This is a genomic window from Coprobacillus cateniformis, assembly GCF_009767585.1.
GTDB classification, from domain to species: domain Bacteria; phylum Bacillota_I; class Bacilli_A; order Erysipelotrichales; family Coprobacillaceae; genus Coprobacillus; species Coprobacillus cateniformis.
On the sequence record NZ_WSNW01000001.1, the window covers coordinates 2,141,073 to 2,158,386 of the forward strand.

The 17,314-nt window shown below is 30.5% G+C and carries 12 protein-coding genes; 10 read left to right on the plus strand and 2 right to left on the minus strand.

Annotation, left to right across the window (positions count from 1 at the left end):
- The first annotated feature begins 8 nt into the window (after window positions 1-8).
- The 3 genes from GQF29_RS10710 to GQF29_RS10720 all read left to right on the plus strand — a co-directional run bounded on the left by GQF29_RS10710 (window position 9) and on the right by GQF29_RS10720 (window position 1,676).
- Window positions 9-614, plus strand: a complete 606-nt coding sequence (locus tag GQF29_RS10710; protein ID WP_017143936.1) for a hypothetical protein — start codon at window positions 9-11, stop codon at window positions 612-614.
- Window positions 615-709: 95 nt separating this feature from the next.
- On the plus strand, window positions 710-1,153 hold the full coding sequence (locus GQF29_RS10715; RefSeq protein WP_008787317.1) for a DUF2871 domain-containing protein: 444 nt from the start codon (window positions 710-712) through the stop codon (window positions 1,151-1,153).
- Complete coding sequence (locus GQF29_RS10720) at window positions 1,131-1,676, plus strand: DJ-1 family glyoxalase III (RefSeq protein ID WP_008787318.1); 546 nt, start codon at window positions 1,131-1,133, stop codon at window positions 1,674-1,676. Before GQF29_RS10715 ends, GQF29_RS10720 begins: the two co-directional genes overlap by 23 nt.
- 724 nt (window positions 1,677-2,400) lie before the next feature.
- On the opposite strand, the gene GQF29_RS10725 is transcribed toward GQF29_RS10720, so the two are convergent.
- Window positions 2,401-3,732, minus strand: a complete 1,332-nt coding sequence (locus GQF29_RS10725; protein ID WP_008787319.1) for an MATE family efflux transporter — start codon at window positions 3,730-3,732, stop codon at window positions 2,401-2,403.
- A gap of 152 nt (window positions 3,733-3,884) precedes the next feature.
- Complete coding sequence (locus tag GQF29_RS10730; RefSeq protein WP_017143935.1) at window positions 3,885-4,583, minus strand: YaaA family protein; 699 nt, start codon at window positions 4,581-4,583, stop codon at window positions 3,885-3,887.
- 82 nt (window positions 4,584-4,665) lie between these two features.
- On the opposite strand from GQF29_RS10730, the gene GQF29_RS10735 reads away from it, so the two are divergent.
- The 7 genes from GQF29_RS10735 to mfd all read left to right on the plus strand — a co-directional run bounded on the left by GQF29_RS10735 (window position 4,666) and on the right by mfd (window position 17,211).
- Window positions 4,666-5,649: a nucleoid-associated protein gene (locus GQF29_RS10735; protein ID WP_008787321.1), complete on the plus strand. Its 984-nt coding sequence runs from the start codon at window positions 4,666-4,668 to the stop codon at window positions 5,647-5,649.
- 146 nt (window positions 5,650-5,795) lie between these two features.
- On the plus strand, window positions 5,796-5,999 hold the full coding sequence (locus GQF29_RS10740; protein ID WP_008787322.1) for a helix-turn-helix domain-containing protein: 204 nt from the start codon (window positions 5,796-5,798) through the stop codon (window positions 5,997-5,999).
- Window positions 6,000-6,143: 144 nt separating this feature from the next.
- Entirely contained in the window at window positions 6,144-8,015 is a 1,872-nt protein-coding gene (gene glgB / locus GQF29_RS10745; RefSeq protein ID WP_008787323.1) for a 1,4-alpha-glucan branching protein GlgB, read from the plus strand.
- Between the two features lie 14 nt (window positions 8,016-8,029).
- Window positions 8,030-10,426 carry a glycogen/starch/alpha-glucan phosphorylase gene (locus GQF29_RS10750; RefSeq protein ID WP_008787324.1) on the plus strand — a complete coding sequence of 799 codons (2,397 nt, stop codon included), beginning with the start codon at window positions 8,030-8,032 and terminating at the stop codon, window positions 10,424-10,426.
- A 691-nt stretch (window positions 10,427-11,117) separates the two neighbouring features.
- On the plus strand, window positions 11,118-13,211 hold the full coding sequence (gene pulA / locus GQF29_RS10755; protein ID WP_008787325.1) for a type I pullulanase: 2,094 nt from the start codon (window positions 11,118-11,120) through the stop codon (window positions 13,209-13,211).
- An 8-nt stretch (window positions 13,212-13,219) separates the two neighbouring features.
- Window positions 13,220-13,774: an aminoacyl-tRNA hydrolase gene (gene pth, locus GQF29_RS10760; RefSeq protein ID WP_008787326.1), complete on the plus strand. Its 555-nt coding sequence runs from the start codon at window positions 13,220-13,222 to the stop codon at window positions 13,772-13,774.
- Window positions 13,775-13,785: 11 nt separating this feature from the next.
- Complete coding sequence (mfd, locus tag GQF29_RS10765; protein WP_008787327.1) at window positions 13,786-17,211, plus strand: transcription-repair coupling factor; 3,426 nt, start codon at window positions 13,786-13,788, stop codon at window positions 17,209-17,211.
- Window positions 17,212-17,314: the final 103 nt, after the last annotated feature.

A 17,314-nucleotide genomic window follows, 5' to 3' on the forward strand; every position in this document is an offset into this window, starting at 1 on the left:
TGGATTATATGAAAAAAATAACAAGACAGGCGCAAGTTCTTATATTTGCTATCATGATTGTCATATTTCTGATTGCTGCATTTTTATTATTCAAACCAACTTCAGAAGAGAAGAAAGTTACCCAATCAGATCAATATAGTATAAGCCTTGTTGCAGAAAATCAGAAAATTGTTTCAACATACATAAATGCTATTTCAAAAGAACAATCATCTTCAGCCTATAAAGAATTTAAAATTGAATTAGAGAAGGGTACAAAGATTGGTAATTATAGCCTCTCAAAAAATCAAGTATTTTCTAAATATATAAAACCTGAAGGACCAGATGGTAAAGAAATTTTATCTTCTCAATCTAAAGAGGTTGTGACTCATTATGCATATTCAATGTTGCTAATAGGTGATATACAAGAGAAAACAAATCTGAAAACAAAAGAAAAATCATATGAAATTATAAATGCACGCATTACTTATGATAAGGTTCCAATGGTTCTTTTAAGTGATGCTAATAGTGTTTCCCTTGCTAATAAGAAAAAGACAAAAGAAAAAATAATGAACCTTCAAGACTTTATTAATACATTAAAAGATATAGATAAAAGAAATAAAGTGATTTCATGGTAGGCTATCATAAGATAGCTTTTCTCATTTGAGAGCACATGAGTTGAAAAAATATGTCATGATTTCTATAATATATCTTGAAAATAGGAGGAATAGTCATGAAGAAAATGATTAAAGTTTCATTTATATATGTTATACTTGCTTTAGTAGGTGGTGTTTTTTATCGTGAATTTACGAAATTAAATGGTTTTACTGGAACAACAGTTTTAGCGAATATCCACGTTCATCTTATGGTTTTAGGAACTTTTATGTTTATGATTTTGGCATTATTTAGTCAACGTACAAATTTGATTTCTGAAAAGAAGTTTAAATATTTTATGATTGTATATAATGGTGGACTTCTTATAACTGTTATAATGCTGATGATGAGAGGTGTTCTACAGGTATTAGGAACATCAGTAAGTTCAGGGATGAATGCAGCTATTTCTGGTATTGCTGGAATTGGACATATTTTATTAGGTGTTGGACTTATAATACTAATGGTAATTTTACTCAAATTAAGTGAAAAGGAGAATGAACATGAAAGCAATAGTGTTATTTAAAGAAGGTTTTGAAGAATTAGAGGCGTTGAGTGTTGTGGACGTGTTAAGGCGTGCTGATGTAAAATGTGATATGTTAGGTATGGACAGTATGGAAGTTATAAGTTCACATGGTGTTAAAGTGACAATGGATTGTTTATTTGATGAATCAGCATATGAGGCAGATGTTGTTGTATTGCCAGGTGGTATGCCAGGAGCATCTTCGTTGAGAAGTGATCAAAGAGTTATTGATATTTTAAAGGATTTTAACCAAAAAGGAAAATGGATTGCAGCAATTTGTGCTGGGCCAATCTCTTTAGAAAAAGCAGGTATTATAGAAAATAAGCAGTTTACGTGTTATCCTGGATTTGAAAATGAAATACCTTCAGGTATTTATCAAGATTCATTCACTTGTATTGATCAAAATATTATTACAGGTAGAGGACCAGCTGCTGCATTGGAGTTTGCATATACAATACTTGAGAAATTAGGTGTAAGTTCGACAAATATTTCCCAGGCAATGCAGTATCATTATTTAAAGAAATAAAGACATTTTAAAAGTGATAATGATAGGGCAAGAAACTATATTGTTTTTTGTCCTATTTTTTTGTGAAAACTTTCTTTATTAATTTGCAAGTATAAATATGTGAATTTCAATATGAATAGTTAACATTGAGGTCAATACAAATGTATCATATCATTTATTTATAATAATAAATTGAGGTGGAAAAAGAATGAATTGATTTCAAGTATTATGACTGGTTCTTTAGGCGGGTTATTGTACTTATGATGATTAAGATCCACAGATGTTGCTTAGACCATTATTAATTGGATCAGTTGCTTAAATGAATGGAAGTTATGATTAATGTGTTTGTGAATAAAGGTTATCAATACCTATCTCTGATTTTAAGCAATGACTCAAAGAACTCATATTTGATGACTTATATAATCAATCACCAGAAATCAAAATAATCACATTATATACAAATCAGGATATTGAATATAAATATTTTGTTTTTAATTTTCAAGAATTAATGCAATGTTCTAGTTGAAGAATAGGATTATTGCATTTCCTATTTATGAATGCTTCCAATGAACCGATTATTATCAAAAATGGTGATTCTAAATTGCGTAAATATTTTAATGCTTAATAATATATAATGAAAAACGGCTATAAATGAATTTAAGTTTATTGAACTTAGTCTATATATTTATAAAAAAGTATCATTCAAACTGAAAAGTGAGAATAATACTTTTTTATCAGCGTTACTTTAGTGGGTTTTAGCAGGTAAAGATTTTGTGTAGTATATCATTGAGATAACTGAGAAGAATGCGACAATTATCTCTGTAAATAACATAGTGAACCAAATATAATGAACATTCAATAGTGGGAGTAAGAAAATCAAAATACCACTAACAATTAATCCTCTTGTTATGGAAATAATAAAAGATATTTGCGGTTTTAATAATGCCTGAAAATAATAAGTAGAAAAAATATTGAATGGCAGTAATATAAATGAAAGTCCATATATGCTTATAATAGCTGGAGCCATTGCAAGTATTTCATCAGTTGGTTTCATAAAAAATGTAACAAATATGTTGGGTATGCAAAGCGATAATGCACTCCATAAGATGCTAAAGAAAGCGACTGAACAGAGCGCATACTTTAAGGTTTCCTTGATTCTATCCCCTTGTTTTGCACCATAGTTCATAGAAATAATAGGTTGTGAAGCTTGTCCAACACTGTAAGCACAGCATTGAACAAAAGTGCTTATATTAACAATAATGCCATAAATTGAAAGAGCATTTGTACCTAGATATTTCATGATTTGTCGATTGAAAAGAATTGTAAGAATGCCCATTGCTATATCTATAAAGAACGTCGAAAATCCAGTGACACAAATCTTTTTGAATTTAAGAAAGATATGTGTAGGTTTCACAAGATATAATGTATTCGACTTTGATAAGAAATGTAATAACATGATGAAACATGAGATAACTGATCCAATAGCAGTTGCCAATCCCGCTCCAAAGATACCCATATCAAAAAGAAAGACAAAAGTATAATCACCAAATATATTGAAAACGCCACCTAAGAGGACAGCTACAGTCGCCAATGTAGGACTGTTATCATTTCTTAAAAATGCAGCTAACATTTGTGTGAATAAAAAACATGGAATAACAAATTTTATGGGAATTAAGTATTCTAAGGCTAATGGCATTAAATTGTCTTTGGCTCCAAAAAATGTAAGGAGTTGTTTGTCAAAGAAGATAATGACAATCCAAAATATGACAGCCAAAAGAAGAGAACCTATGACAGCAGTTGAAAAATATTCATTTTGACTGTGAGTGTTTTGATCTGAACTTCCTTTTAAAGTGCTAAATATGATAGAACCACCTATACCCATAAGCAGTCCTAAACTAAATATAATATTCCATATAGGTGCCACAACTGCTAATGCAGCTGTTCCATCAGGTCCTTGATATTGTCCAACAATAGCCATATCAACAATAGAATAAATGGATGTGATTAATGCACTCCCAAAGGCTGCAGCAAGATATTTGAAATAAATTGGTTTTAGTTTTCCATTTATGAAATCCATATTCGTTTCCTCCTCTAAACATAAAAAACTGGACAAAGGAATAGATTCTAAAGATCTATACCCTTGTCCAGCTAATCATTTTAATGATTTGCCCTCCGAGCAATACCCATTATAGCAGAGCATATATGAATGTCAATTATGTTTCTATATTTTTATCTCACAAAAGCAAGTGTACCTTCTTGATTATATATTGGATTGTATGTAAAGCCATCAATATTTAGTTTTTGAATATCCTCTAAAGTATGTACTTCTTGTAATATCATTTGATTAAGCATCTGACCTCTCGCTTTTTTAATAATCATTGCATTTCTTTTGAATTGATTATCTTTTCTTTCCATAAAATCAATAAAGTAAATATGAGGATGATGCAACATCATTGTGAATTCTTTTGATGCTAATGAAATAATAAAATCTTCATTCTCAAAATGCTGATAGAGAGGGGTATACCAATATTCATAGAGATTTACATGTGGAAGTTTCATTGTCATATCTAAACGATATGGCGTTATACCTGTATTGTACTTTAATGTTCCATAGTAAGCAGACATGATTCTAAGATGTGAGTTAAGATAATCTAAATGATTTTTATATTGATCAAGTTCTAGTTGTTTAAAAACAGTTCCTTGATATAAGGATAATGCAGGATAAGACGGGTATGTTTGATGAAAATAATGATAAACTTGAGTTGCTTGTTTATATGATATTTTCATAAGCTCACATAGAGTTTCATCGTTATATTGTTTTAAGAGTGTCTGGAGATATTGTGTTTGCTCAGGAAAGAATTGTTCAGTTAATTCAAAGCCACTGTCTTTATACTTCATTGTTTTACTTGGTGCGATAATAATCTTCATTGTTTTCACCTCGATAATATTATAAAGTATTTCTTATAATGTGAAAAGAAATATGATATAATCACATCGGCAGGTGAAGAATATGAATACAATCATTATTAATAAAATATTAATGCATATGTTAGATTTTGAACATCGTAAAATTTTTCATTCAGCATCATTTGTTGATTTGAATGAGACATCAATTGATTATTATCGAAAAAAGGTTGAGAAAGCCTTGAATTCTCCAGTTATGAAAGAGTTAACTGTAGGTTCTTTACATGAAATGATGTTAAGAAGTGAAAAGTTAATTGAAAGTGATGAAGAATTTATAAAGCAAGCTAATGAAATGACAGATAAACTATTTGCATTAGGTTCAGTGATTGAAGAGATGCCAAATAGTAATGTTCTTTTTGTGGATTGTTATAAAAATGGAGAAAGACATGTCGCTGTCTTAAAGCTGAATTACCGAATGATTCCAATGAGTGTGGTTGAAGATGGAATTGTACGTATTACGAAACAGCAGGTTTTACCAATGATGGGAGCAGCAGTTGATGAAGCCATTATTATGAACTGTGATCAAAAACAATTGTTTTTGATTGAAAAGAAATATACGATAGATGGAAAGCCTGACTTTTATTTAAATCCTCAATGGATAAAAGGTGAAGAAAAATTAACTGATAAACAAAAGTTTTCCACTATGAAAAAAGTTATTAAAAAGATGGATGATATTTATAATGTTAATGATGGCAAGGCATTGCCACTCATGAAACAAGAAATTCAAGAAAAAATGGAAAGTAATCAGCCAGTCAAACCTTTAGAAATTGTTAAAAAAGTACTTGAAAGAGATTATCAGGCACAGGAAGAAAGTGAAGTCATGTTAAAGGATTTGGGTATTGGTGAGGAAGATCAAATTAAAGCATTAGCTGGAGCTATTGATACTTGTAAACTTGTCTTAGATGATGAGATTGAAGTGCGTTTGCCTATTGAAGAATATTTATCAGGTAGTCATTTAGAGAAGGTTAAGCAACCTGATGGAAGTTTTTCTATAATACTCAAAGATATTAATGAAGTTGTTGTTAAATAATTTTAGTGAACTATAAAGTTCACTATTTTTATTTTTAGTTTTTTGAATACTCTCATTAACAATGTCAATTATCTATATAGATACATTTTTCAGTATATTCATTATGAAATGAAAAGGGGATAATATAGCAGAGGTTGTGATGAGAGATGATTAGTTATAGACCATTATTTGATAAAATGAAAGAAAAGGGTATATCTTCATATGCATTAATTCATAAACATGATATTAACCCAAGAACAGTACATAATCTCAAACATAATAAAGGAATTTCAACATATACATTGGAGAAATTATGTCATATTTTAGAATGTACTCCTAATGATATTATAGAGTTTATCAAAGATGAATAAAGTAACAAGTCTCAAAAACAGACTTGTTACTTTTTGTCTTTTTGGGAGGATATGTGTTTCAATTTATATTTTTTCAAATGATAAATCTTAATGCTTTTTAAAATCATATCATGTATAATAAAACTATACGAAAGGGGTTTTACCATGGCAAAATTAGATAATTTTTTAATTCAGCTCTTTCATGAAGGTAACTGCTTAGAGATGTACAAAGTCTTTGGAGCACATCTTGAAGAAAATGATGGTGACAAAGGTGTTCGTTTTAGTGTTTATGCACCTCATGCAAAGAGTGTTCAAGTCGTAGGGGATTTTAATAACTGGAATGGGGAAGAACATTATATGGAAAGATATACTGATGGAGGTATCTTTACATTGTTTATTCCACATATAAAACAGTATGCTACATATAAATACCGCATTGAGACACCTAATGGTTCATGGGTAGATCGTGCAGACCCTTATGCTTTTTTTAGTGAACTTCGTCCTGCAACTGCTTCTAAGGTCTATAATATTGATGGATTTAAGTGGGCAGATAAGCGCTGGTTGAATAAGCGTACAAAGAATTTTGATAAAGTCTTAAATATTTATGAGGCCAATATTGGTTCATGGAAGATGAAAAAAGATTTTACTGATGAAGAAGATGGTGAATATTATAGTTATGAGGAAATGATTGATGAAATTATTCCTTATGTTGTTGAAAATGGATTTTCTCATATTGAGTTAATGCCTTTGATTGAGTTCCCATTTGATGGATCATGGGGATATCAGGCGACAGGATATTTTAGTGCAACAAGTCGTTATGGAAATCCTAAACAATTAATGGCATTTATTAATGCTTGTCATAAAAATAATATTGGTGTGATTATGGATTTTGTTCCTGCACATTTTGTAAAAGATGGACATGGATTACATCAATTTGATGGTGGTTATGTTTATGAATATCCAGATATTAATTTGAGATATACAGAATGGGATAGTTGTTATTTTGATTTAGGAAGAGAAGAAGTGCGTAGTTTCTTGATGTCTTCTGTTCATTATTGGGCACATTATTTTCATATTGATGGTATTCGTTTTGATGCTGTTAGTAATTTGATTTATTGGAAAGGAAATAAAGAAAGAGGCGTTAATGATGGTGCAATTGAATTTATGAAACGCATGAATTCACATATGAATGGCTTATTTCCTGGTGTAATGTTAATTGCTGAAGATTCTAGTGATTATCCTAATGTCACAAGAGCACCACATGCTGGCGGATTAGGTTTTGATTATAAGTGGGATTTAGGTTGGATGAATGATACATTGGCATATTTTAAGAAAGATCCTATTTTCCGTCAACATCCTGATACTCACAACAAGTTAACTTTTTCTATGATGTACTTTTATAGAGAAAATTATATTTTACCTTTATCACATGATGAAGTTGTTCATAGTAAGGGAACAATCTTAGATAAGATGTGGGGAAATAATGATCAGAAGTTTGCTCAATGTAAGACTCTTTACTTGTATATGATGACTCATCCAGGTAAAAAATTAAACTTTATGGGTAATGAATTGGCTGAGTATAAAGAATGGGACGAAAAGAAAGCATTAGGCTGGGTATTGCTAAAATATCCACAACATGATTCTTTCCATAAATATTTTAGTGATTTAAATCATATGATTTTAAGTCATCCTGCACTTTATCAGTATGATTATTATCCTGAAGGTTTTGAGTGGCTAGTTGTTGATGACAATCAACAAAGTGTATTTGCCTATGCACGTTATGCACCAGATGGTGAAGTTTTAATTTGTATTATGAACTTTGTGGGGAATACTCATGAAGGGTATAAAATTCCTGTACCTGTTGCAGGAACATATAAAGAGATCATTAACACTGATACTGATTGTTATACGGGTAGTCATTTTATTAACAAGCGTGCAATCAAATCGAAGAAAGTACCAGCAGTTCATAAAGAGAATTCAATTGCAGTCAATATTGCACCATTCTCAGCTATGGTCTTTGAATTGAAAAGAAATTAAAGGGAGAGAAATGTATGTTCAAAACAAAAGAAGAATTTAAATATGAATTTTCAAGAAGAATTATTGAGTCTTATGGGAGAACTGTAGAAGAATCTCATATTACTGAAAAATTTATGGTTCTTGAAACAATGGTTAGAGATTATGCCTCTGTCAACTGGGCTATGACAAAAATGGCAACAAAAACGAATTATCAAAAACAAGTTCATTATTTTTCAATGGAATTTTTAATTGGTCGTCTGTTAGTTAACAATATGATGAACTTAGGAATCTATGAAATTGCTAAAGATGGATTAGAGGACTATGGAATCAATATTCATGATTTAGAGGAATTAGAATCAGATGCTGGACTTGGTAATGGTGGTTTAGGAAGGTTAGCGGCCTGTTTTATGGACTCATTAGCATCTCTTTCATATCCTGCTTTTGGAAATACAATTCGTTATGAATATGGTTTGTTCAAACAAAAAATTGAAAACGGTTATCAAGTAGAAGTTCCTGATCAATGGTTAAGATTGGGGAATATGTGGGAAGTTCGTAAACCAAAACATGCTGTTGATGTTAAATTCTGGGGTCGTGTTGTTTGGAATGAAGAAACTGGAAAATGGGAACATGTAGATGCTGAATGCGTTCGTGCTGTTCCATATGATATGCCTATTGTTGGAAATGATACAACAGTCACAAATACACTTCGTTTATGGCATGCTGAACCAAGTGAAGAGATTCCTTCAAATAAAGATTTTAGACAATATGCTCAGGAAGTGCGTGATATTTGTCAAACACTTTATCCTGATGATTCTACATTGGCGGGTCGTACATTGCGTTTAAAACAACAATATTTCTTTGTATCAGCAGGTATTCGTGCAATTATTAAAAATCATTTGAGGGTTTATCCTTCGTTAAGTAATTTTCATGAAAAAAATGTTATTCAGTTAAATGATACACACCCTGTTTTAGCTATTCCAGAATTAATGAGAATTTTGGTTGATGAATATGATATGGAGTGGGATGAAGCATGGCATATTACATCACACACATGTGCTTATACAAATCATACTATATTGGCTGAAGCTTTAGAAAAATGGCCTGTATCTACAATGGAATCATTATTACCAAGAATTTATCAGATTATTGAGGAAATTAATCGTAGATTTATTGGCTATGTTAAACAGGTCAGTGATCATGATGATGACTTATTAAATAGAGTTATGATTATTAAAGATGGACAAGTTTATATGGCTCACTTAGCGATTGCTGGAAGCTTCAGTGTAAATGGTGTAGCTAGACTACATTCACAAATTCTTAAGGAACAAGAGATGAAAGATTTTAATTTCTTATATCCAAATAAATTTAATAATAAAACAAATGGTATTACTCATAGAAGATGGTTAGCTTATTCCAATCCAGAATTGTCTGCATTGTTAAATGAAACAATTGGAACTGATTGGTTAAAGCATCCTGAACAATTAGAAAAATTAATGGAATATGTTGATGATTCAATTGTCCAAGGTAAATTCTATAATGTGAAACAACAAAGAAAGCAAGTTTTAGCTGATTATATCTATAAACATAATGGAATTCGTATAGATACAAATAGTATTTTTGATATTCAGGTGAAGAGATTACATGCTTATAAACGACAATTGTTAAATATCATGCATGTGATTTACTTATATCAAGAAATGAAAGTTAATCCTGAATTTAGAATTTATCCAAGAACATTTATCTTTGGTGCTAAAGCTGCTCCTGCCTATTACTTTGCTAAAAAGGTTATTAAATTGATTAACAGTGTAGCTGATATTGTAAACAATGATCCAGAGACGAGTGATTACTTAAAGGTTGTCTTTATTGAAAACTATGGAGTTACAATTGCTGAGAAAATCATGCCAGCTGCAGATGTTTCTGAACAAATTTCAACTGCTGGAAAAGAAGCAAGTGGTACTGGTAATATGAAATTCATGATGAATGGAGCAGTTACGATAGGAACATTAGATGGTGCAAATGTTGAAATGGCTGAACGTGTTGGAGATGACAATATTATTATCTTTGGATTAAAAGATAATGAAGTTGAAACATTGAGACAACATGGACAATACAATGCATGGGATTATTATAATAATAATCCACATATTAAACGTGTTGTGGATTCACTTGTTGATGGAACATTCCATGAATCTAGAGAAGAATTTAGAATGATTTTTGATGAATTAATGAATAGAAATGATGAATATTTCTTATTTGCTGATTTTGAAGAGTATGTCAAAGCACATGAATTGATTGATGCATATTATCGTGACCGTGCTAAATGGTCAAAAATGTGTTTAGTTAATATTGCTCAGTCTGGATATTTCTCTTCAGATCGTACAATTGAAGAATATGTATCTGATATTTGGAAACTAGATAGAGTGAAACGTTAAAAGACGAGCACACTTTCATAGAATAAAAATATTAAAAGATCTAATATTATCATTGAGATAGTTTTAGATCTTTTTTATATTTATGAATTGTTTGCTTATTACACATATATTCAATTTGAAGTATAATGTATGTGAAAAATAAAAATAGGTTTCTTTACGGGAAATCCGATAAGGAATTTTGAACATCTCTAAGAGGAGTATATCTATTATAAAGTGATACAAAGGGATAGATTTATGGGCAGAATCTAAGATAGGTGAGGGAATAGGAAAAGAGTTTAAACAAGGTAAGATGGCTGTTTTAGATGAACAGATTGTCTATAAATATGAGGTTAGTCCTTTGAGTTGGTTATAAGTATGTACAGAAGAACATTTAAAGATAGAAAGGAAATTGATAATACATGAAGATTTTCAAAGAAAAGTTATAAATAAGGTATTTTAATCATAATGTTTTTTAAGCATTCCAATACTTTAATAAATGTGAATGTCAAAAAATTTCATACAAATCATTTTATTAAATGATTAAAGAACTACAGAAATGACTTATATTTTATATATAGGTCATTTTATTTTTTAGGAGTTTTTAGTTTGACAAACTTTGATAGTTTTTTAAGATAGTTTATGTTATACTCTATACATAGAGGAAAAGTGTTCGCTTTATCTCGCTTTTTTAGTTTGAGAAAGGAATATAAATATGGAACCTAATGCAATAAGAATGAAAGCTATCGCTATAAATTTTAATGAAATAAGAGTTTATCTCTCTAAGAATTATTATAATGGAATAAGTAGTAAATTTTATTTAAAAGATTTAGAATCTGATGAATTAATTCTTTTAACAGGAGATGCATTAGATAGTAGTGATGATCCTGATTTTCAAAAATATGCTTTTCATGTTTCATTTCATATGGGAAGAGTCTATAAGATCGTTGATGCTTATGGATTGACATGCTTTTTAGATTTTTCATATCTTTCTATGTGTAAAGAATTTGATGAACTTTATTTTTATGAAGGTGATGATTTAGGAAATTGTTATACAAGAGAAAAAACAACTTTTAAGGTATGGGCACCACTATCAACTGGTGTCATTTTAAAGATTATCAAGGATGGAAAAGATTTTCTTTATCCAATGGTAAGAGGATTAAAAGGTGTTTATAGCTATACTGTTGAAGAGGATTTAGAAAATGCTCATTATTTTTATCTCATTAAACATGCTGGAAATTATGATATCTCAATGGATCCTTATGCATATGCAGCATCATCAAATGGGCGGACAAATATTATTGTTGATTTACAAAAATTATCTATGCCACCACATCAATTGCCACCACTTGAGCATAAAACAGATGCAATTATTTATGAGACAAGTGTTAGAGATTTTTCAATGTCTTCTACAAGTGGTATGAAGAACAAAGGAAAATTTGCTGCATTTACAGAGCCGCATACATCAACTGACAGTGGCAATCCTACAGGTTTAGATTATTTATCATGTTTAGGTGTCACTCATATACAATTAATGCCTATTAATGATTTTGCAACTGTAGATGAGAAAAACCCATCAGAATTATACAATTGGGGTTATGATCCTGCTCAATATAATGTAACAGAAGGAAGTTATGTAACAGACCCTAATGATGGGTATAAACGTGTCTATGAGGCACAACAAATGATTGAATTCATTCATTCAAGAGGAATGAGAGTTGTGCTAGATGTTGTGTATAATCATATGCATGATGTCAACATGAATGCTTTAGAAAAAACAGTTCCACACTATTTCTTTAGAAGAAATGATGATGGCAGTTTGTCTAATGGATCATGGTGTGGAAATGATTTGAATACAACAGCAAAGATGTGTCGTAAATATATTCTAGATATGTGTAAACGATGGCAAGTTTTGTATGGTGTTGATGGTTTTAGATTCGATCTTATGGGACTTATAGATATTGAAACAATGAAACTTATAGATGCCCAGGGAAAAGCGCTAGATTCTTCATTTCTTATTTATGGAGAAGGCTGGAATATGATGACAGCTTTAGCAGAAGACAAAAGAACAACAATACAAAATAATAGAAAAGTTCCTCATATTGGATTCTTTAATGATTTCTTTAGAGATACTTTAAGAGGAACAAATCAAATGGAAACAAAAGGATATTTTTCTGGTGATACATATAAGACGAATGATGCTATGAAAGCGATTTGTAATCTTGATATGTTTGAATATATCTCACAGTCTATTAATTATGTAGAATGTCACGATAATGCAACTTGTTATGATAAATTCCAGATTTCTAATTATGATGAAGATGAAGAAACAAAGAAGAAGCGTTTAAGATTATTATTAGCTGCTGTCATTTTGTCTCAAGGTATTCCTTTTATTCATAGTGGTCAGGAGTTCTTTAGAACAAAAGGTGGTTTGCAAAATACTTACAATGCTGGTGATCAGGTTAATGCTCTTGATTGGAATCGTAAGGATTTTGAAATAGACACAGTACAATTTGTGCAGTTTTTAATTCATTTAAGAAAGAATAATCCTTGTTTTAGATATGCAGATTATGATATGATACGAGCAAATGTTCAATTAGAAAATATTGATCATCGTATGATACAATATAAATTACATCAAGATGATGGAGAATATCAAGATATTATTGTTTATTTTAATGCTTCGACTGATTCAGTAGAAGTTGATGTTGAAGATGGTTATACAGTATTGCATCATACTGAAAAAGGGAAAATAATTGATGGAAAATTAAGTATAGATGGAGTTTGTATGGCTATACTTGTCAGATAGGAGTTTTTATGAAATTAATTGTTGGTTTAGGTAATCCTGGTAAGGATTATGAAAATACAAGACATAATGTTGGATTTATGGTAATGGATCGTTTGTCTGATGTGATGAATGTTTCTATTTCTACAACAAAGTTCAAAGGTGAATATGTTAAGTTTAAATATCATGGGGAAGATGTTATTTTGTTGAAACCTATGACATATATGAATAATTCAGGAGAGTCAGTGCGTCAAGTTATGGATTATTTTAAGATTGATGTTGAGGATTTACTTGTGGTTTATGATGATATGGATATGCCAGTAGGAAAATTGCGTTTAAGACAAAGTGGTAGTGCTGGGGGACATAATGGAGTTAAAAGCATTATTGCCCATGTTGGAACACAGTCATTTCAGCGTATTCGTGTAGGTATTGATAAACATCCTCGAATCAAGGTTGTCGACTATGTTTTAGGGCGTTTTCAAAAAGATGAGCAGCCCCTGATTGATCAAGGAGTTGAAGATGCAGTCAAAGCTATTGAGACATACTTGAATAAAGGTTTTGTTGCTGCTATGAATGTATATAATTAGAGGAGATAAAAATGAAAAAGATTATTCAAATATTAAAAGATAATCCAGCTTATCTTGCTTTAATGAAGGGAAAAGGCGAGATAGTGGTATCCCACGCTAGTGATGAGGCAATCCTCATTGCTAGTGCTTTTTTCAGTTCTGAAAGGCCAATGCTGATTGTCAAAGAGAGTTTATACCAAGCTCAATTGTTATATCAGGAACTATATCCTATTCTAAAAAACAAAGTTGCTTTTTTTCCATGTGATGAATCTTTGCGAATAGAGGCACTTGCATCTTCCCAAGAAATCATGGGAGAAAGAATTAATGCTTTAGCAGCATTATGTAAATCTCAAGATATGGTCGTTATCTGTCATACACATAGTGTTATACGTCATATTCCTAATCGTGATTTGTTTATGGAGAATACTTTGTCTTTAAAAACTGGTATGGTTATAGAACCTATTGAGTTACGTCAACGTTTAGTACATAGTGGATATCAAATGATTCAAAGGGTTGATGAACCTTTTTATTATTCTAAACGTGGTGGTGTTATTGATGTTTATTCTATTCAATATGATAATCCAATTCGTATTGAATTCTTTGATGATGAAATCGAAAGTTTAAGATTCTTTGATAAAAATACTCAGAGGTCACTAGAAAAAGTTCAAGAAGTGACCATTTTGCCTGCAACAGATCTTCTCTATAGAGAAGAGGAAATTCCAGAGGCTATAAAAGTTATTGAAACATTGAAAGATAAAACAGAATGTGAAGAGTATAAAGAGAATTTAGAGGAAGAAATTTCTATTGATATAGAAGCATTAAAGGGCCATGATTATTCAACTCGTTTATATCAGTATTTAAGTTTATTTTCTTCAACAACAACACTATCTTCATATTTTGATCATGTTCTTTTGATGACCTCTAGCTATGAAAAAATTACAAATGTTTACAAACAATATGTTGAAGAAACATTTTATTATACTCACGAGTTACAAGGTGTTGGAAAAATGATAAAAGGTTTGATTCTTTATCAGGAAATCATACCTTTATTATCTCAAAAACAAATTGACTTTCTTGATTTTAGAACAAATGATAAACAAATTTCTTTTTTAACAAGAGAAGTTCAACTCTCTTTACTTAATGAAAAACAATTGGTTCAGCAGATTAAAGATTATTTAATTCAAAACAAAGTATTAATGTGTCTAGATAATAGTCATCAAATACAAATGATGATTGAGTTATTAGATCAAAATGCTATCCCATATACTATGGTAGGAAATGATGAAAATATCTACAATGGTGTTAATATTTATATGGGTTCATTTAAAACTGGTATGGATTTCTATGAAGAACATATTGTTTTGTTAACAGAGACGGAATTATTTAAAGTTAATTCCCAGAAAAAGAAAGGTTATATTAAATATAAAGATGCAAAAATCATTAATGATTATACAGAATTAAATATTGGTGATTATGTTGTTCATGATACACATGGTATTGGACAATATATGGGTATTAAAACTTTGGAAACAAAAGGGGCAAAGAAAGATTACCTGTATATAGCATATAAAGGTAATGATACTTTATATATTCCAGTAGAGAACTTTAAATTGGTTCGAAAATATGCTTCACGTGATGGAAAATCTCCTAAGATTCATTCTCTGAATAGTTCCGAATGGCAAAAAACAAAACAACGTGTTCGTAAGAAGGTTGATGATTTAGCTGATAAACTTATTGAACTTTATGCAGCAAGAATGAAACAGGCTGGATTTGCTTATCCTAAAGATGATGCATTACAGATTCAATTTGAAGAATGCTTTGGGTATGAGTTAACTCCTGATCAACAAGAAGCAGTCAAAGAAATTAAAGCAGATATGGAACTTCCAAGACCAATGGATCGTCTTTTATGTGGGGATGTAGGATTTGGAAAAACGGAAGTCGCATTACGTGCGTGTTTTAAGGCAATTCTTGCAAATAAACAAGTGGCTTTCTTATGTCCCACAACAATTCTTTCCGCTCAACATTATCATACAATGATCAAACGATTTGAAAATTTCCCAGTTCGAATTGCTTTATTAAATCGTTTTACAACATTGAAACAAAAAAAAGTTATTTTTGAAGATTTAAAAAATGGAAAAATCGATCTTTTAGTAGGAACACATAGAATCTTATCAAAAGATGTTGTATTCAAGGATTTGGGCTTATTATGTATTGATGAGGAACAAAGATTTGGTGTAAGACAAAAAGAACAAATTAAACAGTTGAGAGAAACAATCGATGTTTTAACTTTAACTGCAACTCCAATTCCAAGGACTTTACAAATGTCACTTATGGGTATTAGAGGTTTATCACAAATTGAAACACCACCACTTAATAGATTACCTGTTCAAACATATGTTATGGAAAAAAGTGAGCAGTTAATCAAGCAAGTTATTGAAAGAGAGTTAGGAAGAAAAGGACAAGTCTTCTATCTCTATAACAAAACATCAAATATTGAATCAGTTGCTAATCATATTGCTCGCATGGTACCAGAAGCGAAAGTAGGCATTGGTCATGGGAAGATGAATAAAGAACAATTAGAGGATGTTATGCAAGCCTTTGTAGATAAAGAATATGATGTTTTAGTATGTACAACAATTATTGAGACAGGTATTGATATTCCTAATGCTAATACGATTATTATTGAAGACGCCGATAGATTCGGATTATCACAACTCTATCAAATAAAAGGTCGTGTAGGTCGAAGTGAACGGGTTGCATATGCATATTTATTATATGCTAAAAACAAGCAAATGAATGAGGAAGCATCAAAGCGTTTAAAAGCAATTAAAGAGTTTGCACAATTAGGGAGTGGTTATAAGATTGCTATGCGAGATTTATCTATACGTGGTTCGGGAGATATTCTTGGTGGGGAACAGGCAGGATTTATTGATAGTGTGGGATTTGATATGTATATGAAAATCTTGCAAGAAGCAATAGACGAAAAGACAGGTGAAAAACCTGAAGAAAAAGAAGTTCCAATTCAAAATATTAATATTGAGGGTTATATTCCTGAAAACTACGTTGAGAGTGATATAGAGAAATTGAATCTTTATCAAAGGATTTATAAAGCTCAGCATCTTTCTCAAATTCAATCATTAGAAAGTGATTTAAAAGATTTGTATGGGACATTACCAAGAGAAGTTAATAATATTGTATTGAAACGTAAGTATGAGATTTTATGTACAGAACCATTTATTGATGTGGTCAAGGATACAGGAGAAAACATCCAGATTATGTTAACATCTGAATTCTCTGCTCATATTCAAGGAGATGTTTTATTTGAACTTGTTCATAGGTTATTTACAAAACCACAATTGAAGTATATGAAAAATGAAATTGTCATTATGTTTCCAACAGTTGGACATTGGTTACCTCATGCTTTAGAATTATTAAGTGAATTAAAGAAAATGGTATAAGAAAAAGAAGTCATAATTTGTCAAAATGATGAATAATTGACTTCTTTTTTATTGAAATATTATATATTAAAACTATAAATATCCAATATTTTCAGAAAATAAT

What these genes read in the sequence shown, in the direction of transcription:
- GQF29_RS10710 (WP_017143936.1), top strand. Translation starts at nt 9, where the DNA reads ATGAAAAAAATAACAAGACAGGCGCAAGTTCTTATATTTGCTATCATG.
- GQF29_RS10715 (WP_008787317.1), top strand. Translation starts at nt 710, where the DNA reads ATGAAGAAAATGATTAAAGTTTCATTTATATATGTTATACTTGCTTTA.
- GQF29_RS10720 (WP_008787318.1), top strand. Translation starts at nt 1,131, where the DNA reads ATGAAAGCAATAGTGTTATTTAAAGAAGGTTTTGAAGAATTAGAGGCG.
- GQF29_RS10725 (WP_008787319.1), bottom strand. Translation starts at nt 3,732, where the DNA reads ATGGATTTCATAAATGGAAAACTAAAACCAATTTATTTCAAATATCTT.
- GQF29_RS10730 (WP_017143935.1), bottom strand. Translation starts at nt 4,583, where the DNA reads ATGAAGATTATTATCGCACCAAGTAAAACAATGAAGTATAAAGACAGT.
- GQF29_RS10735 (WP_008787321.1), top strand. Translation starts at nt 4,666, where the DNA reads ATGAATACAATCATTATTAATAAAATATTAATGCATATGTTAGATTTT.
- GQF29_RS10740 (WP_008787322.1), top strand. Translation starts at nt 5,796, where the DNA reads ATGATTAGTTATAGACCATTATTTGATAAAATGAAAGAAAAGGGTATA.
- glgB (WP_008787323.1), top strand. Translation starts at nt 6,144, where the DNA reads ATGGCAAAATTAGATAATTTTTTAATTCAGCTCTTTCATGAAGGTAAC.
- GQF29_RS10750 (WP_008787324.1), top strand. Translation starts at nt 8,030, where the DNA reads ATGTTCAAAACAAAAGAAGAATTTAAATATGAATTTTCAAGAAGAATT.
- pulA (WP_008787325.1), top strand. Translation starts at nt 11,118, where the DNA reads ATGGAACCTAATGCAATAAGAATGAAAGCTATCGCTATAAATTTTAAT.
- pth (WP_008787326.1), top strand. Translation starts at nt 13,220, where the DNA reads ATGAAATTAATTGTTGGTTTAGGTAATCCTGGTAAGGATTATGAAAAT.
- mfd (WP_008787327.1), top strand. Translation starts at nt 13,786, where the DNA reads ATGAAAAAGATTATTCAAATATTAAAAGATAATCCAGCTTATCTTGCT.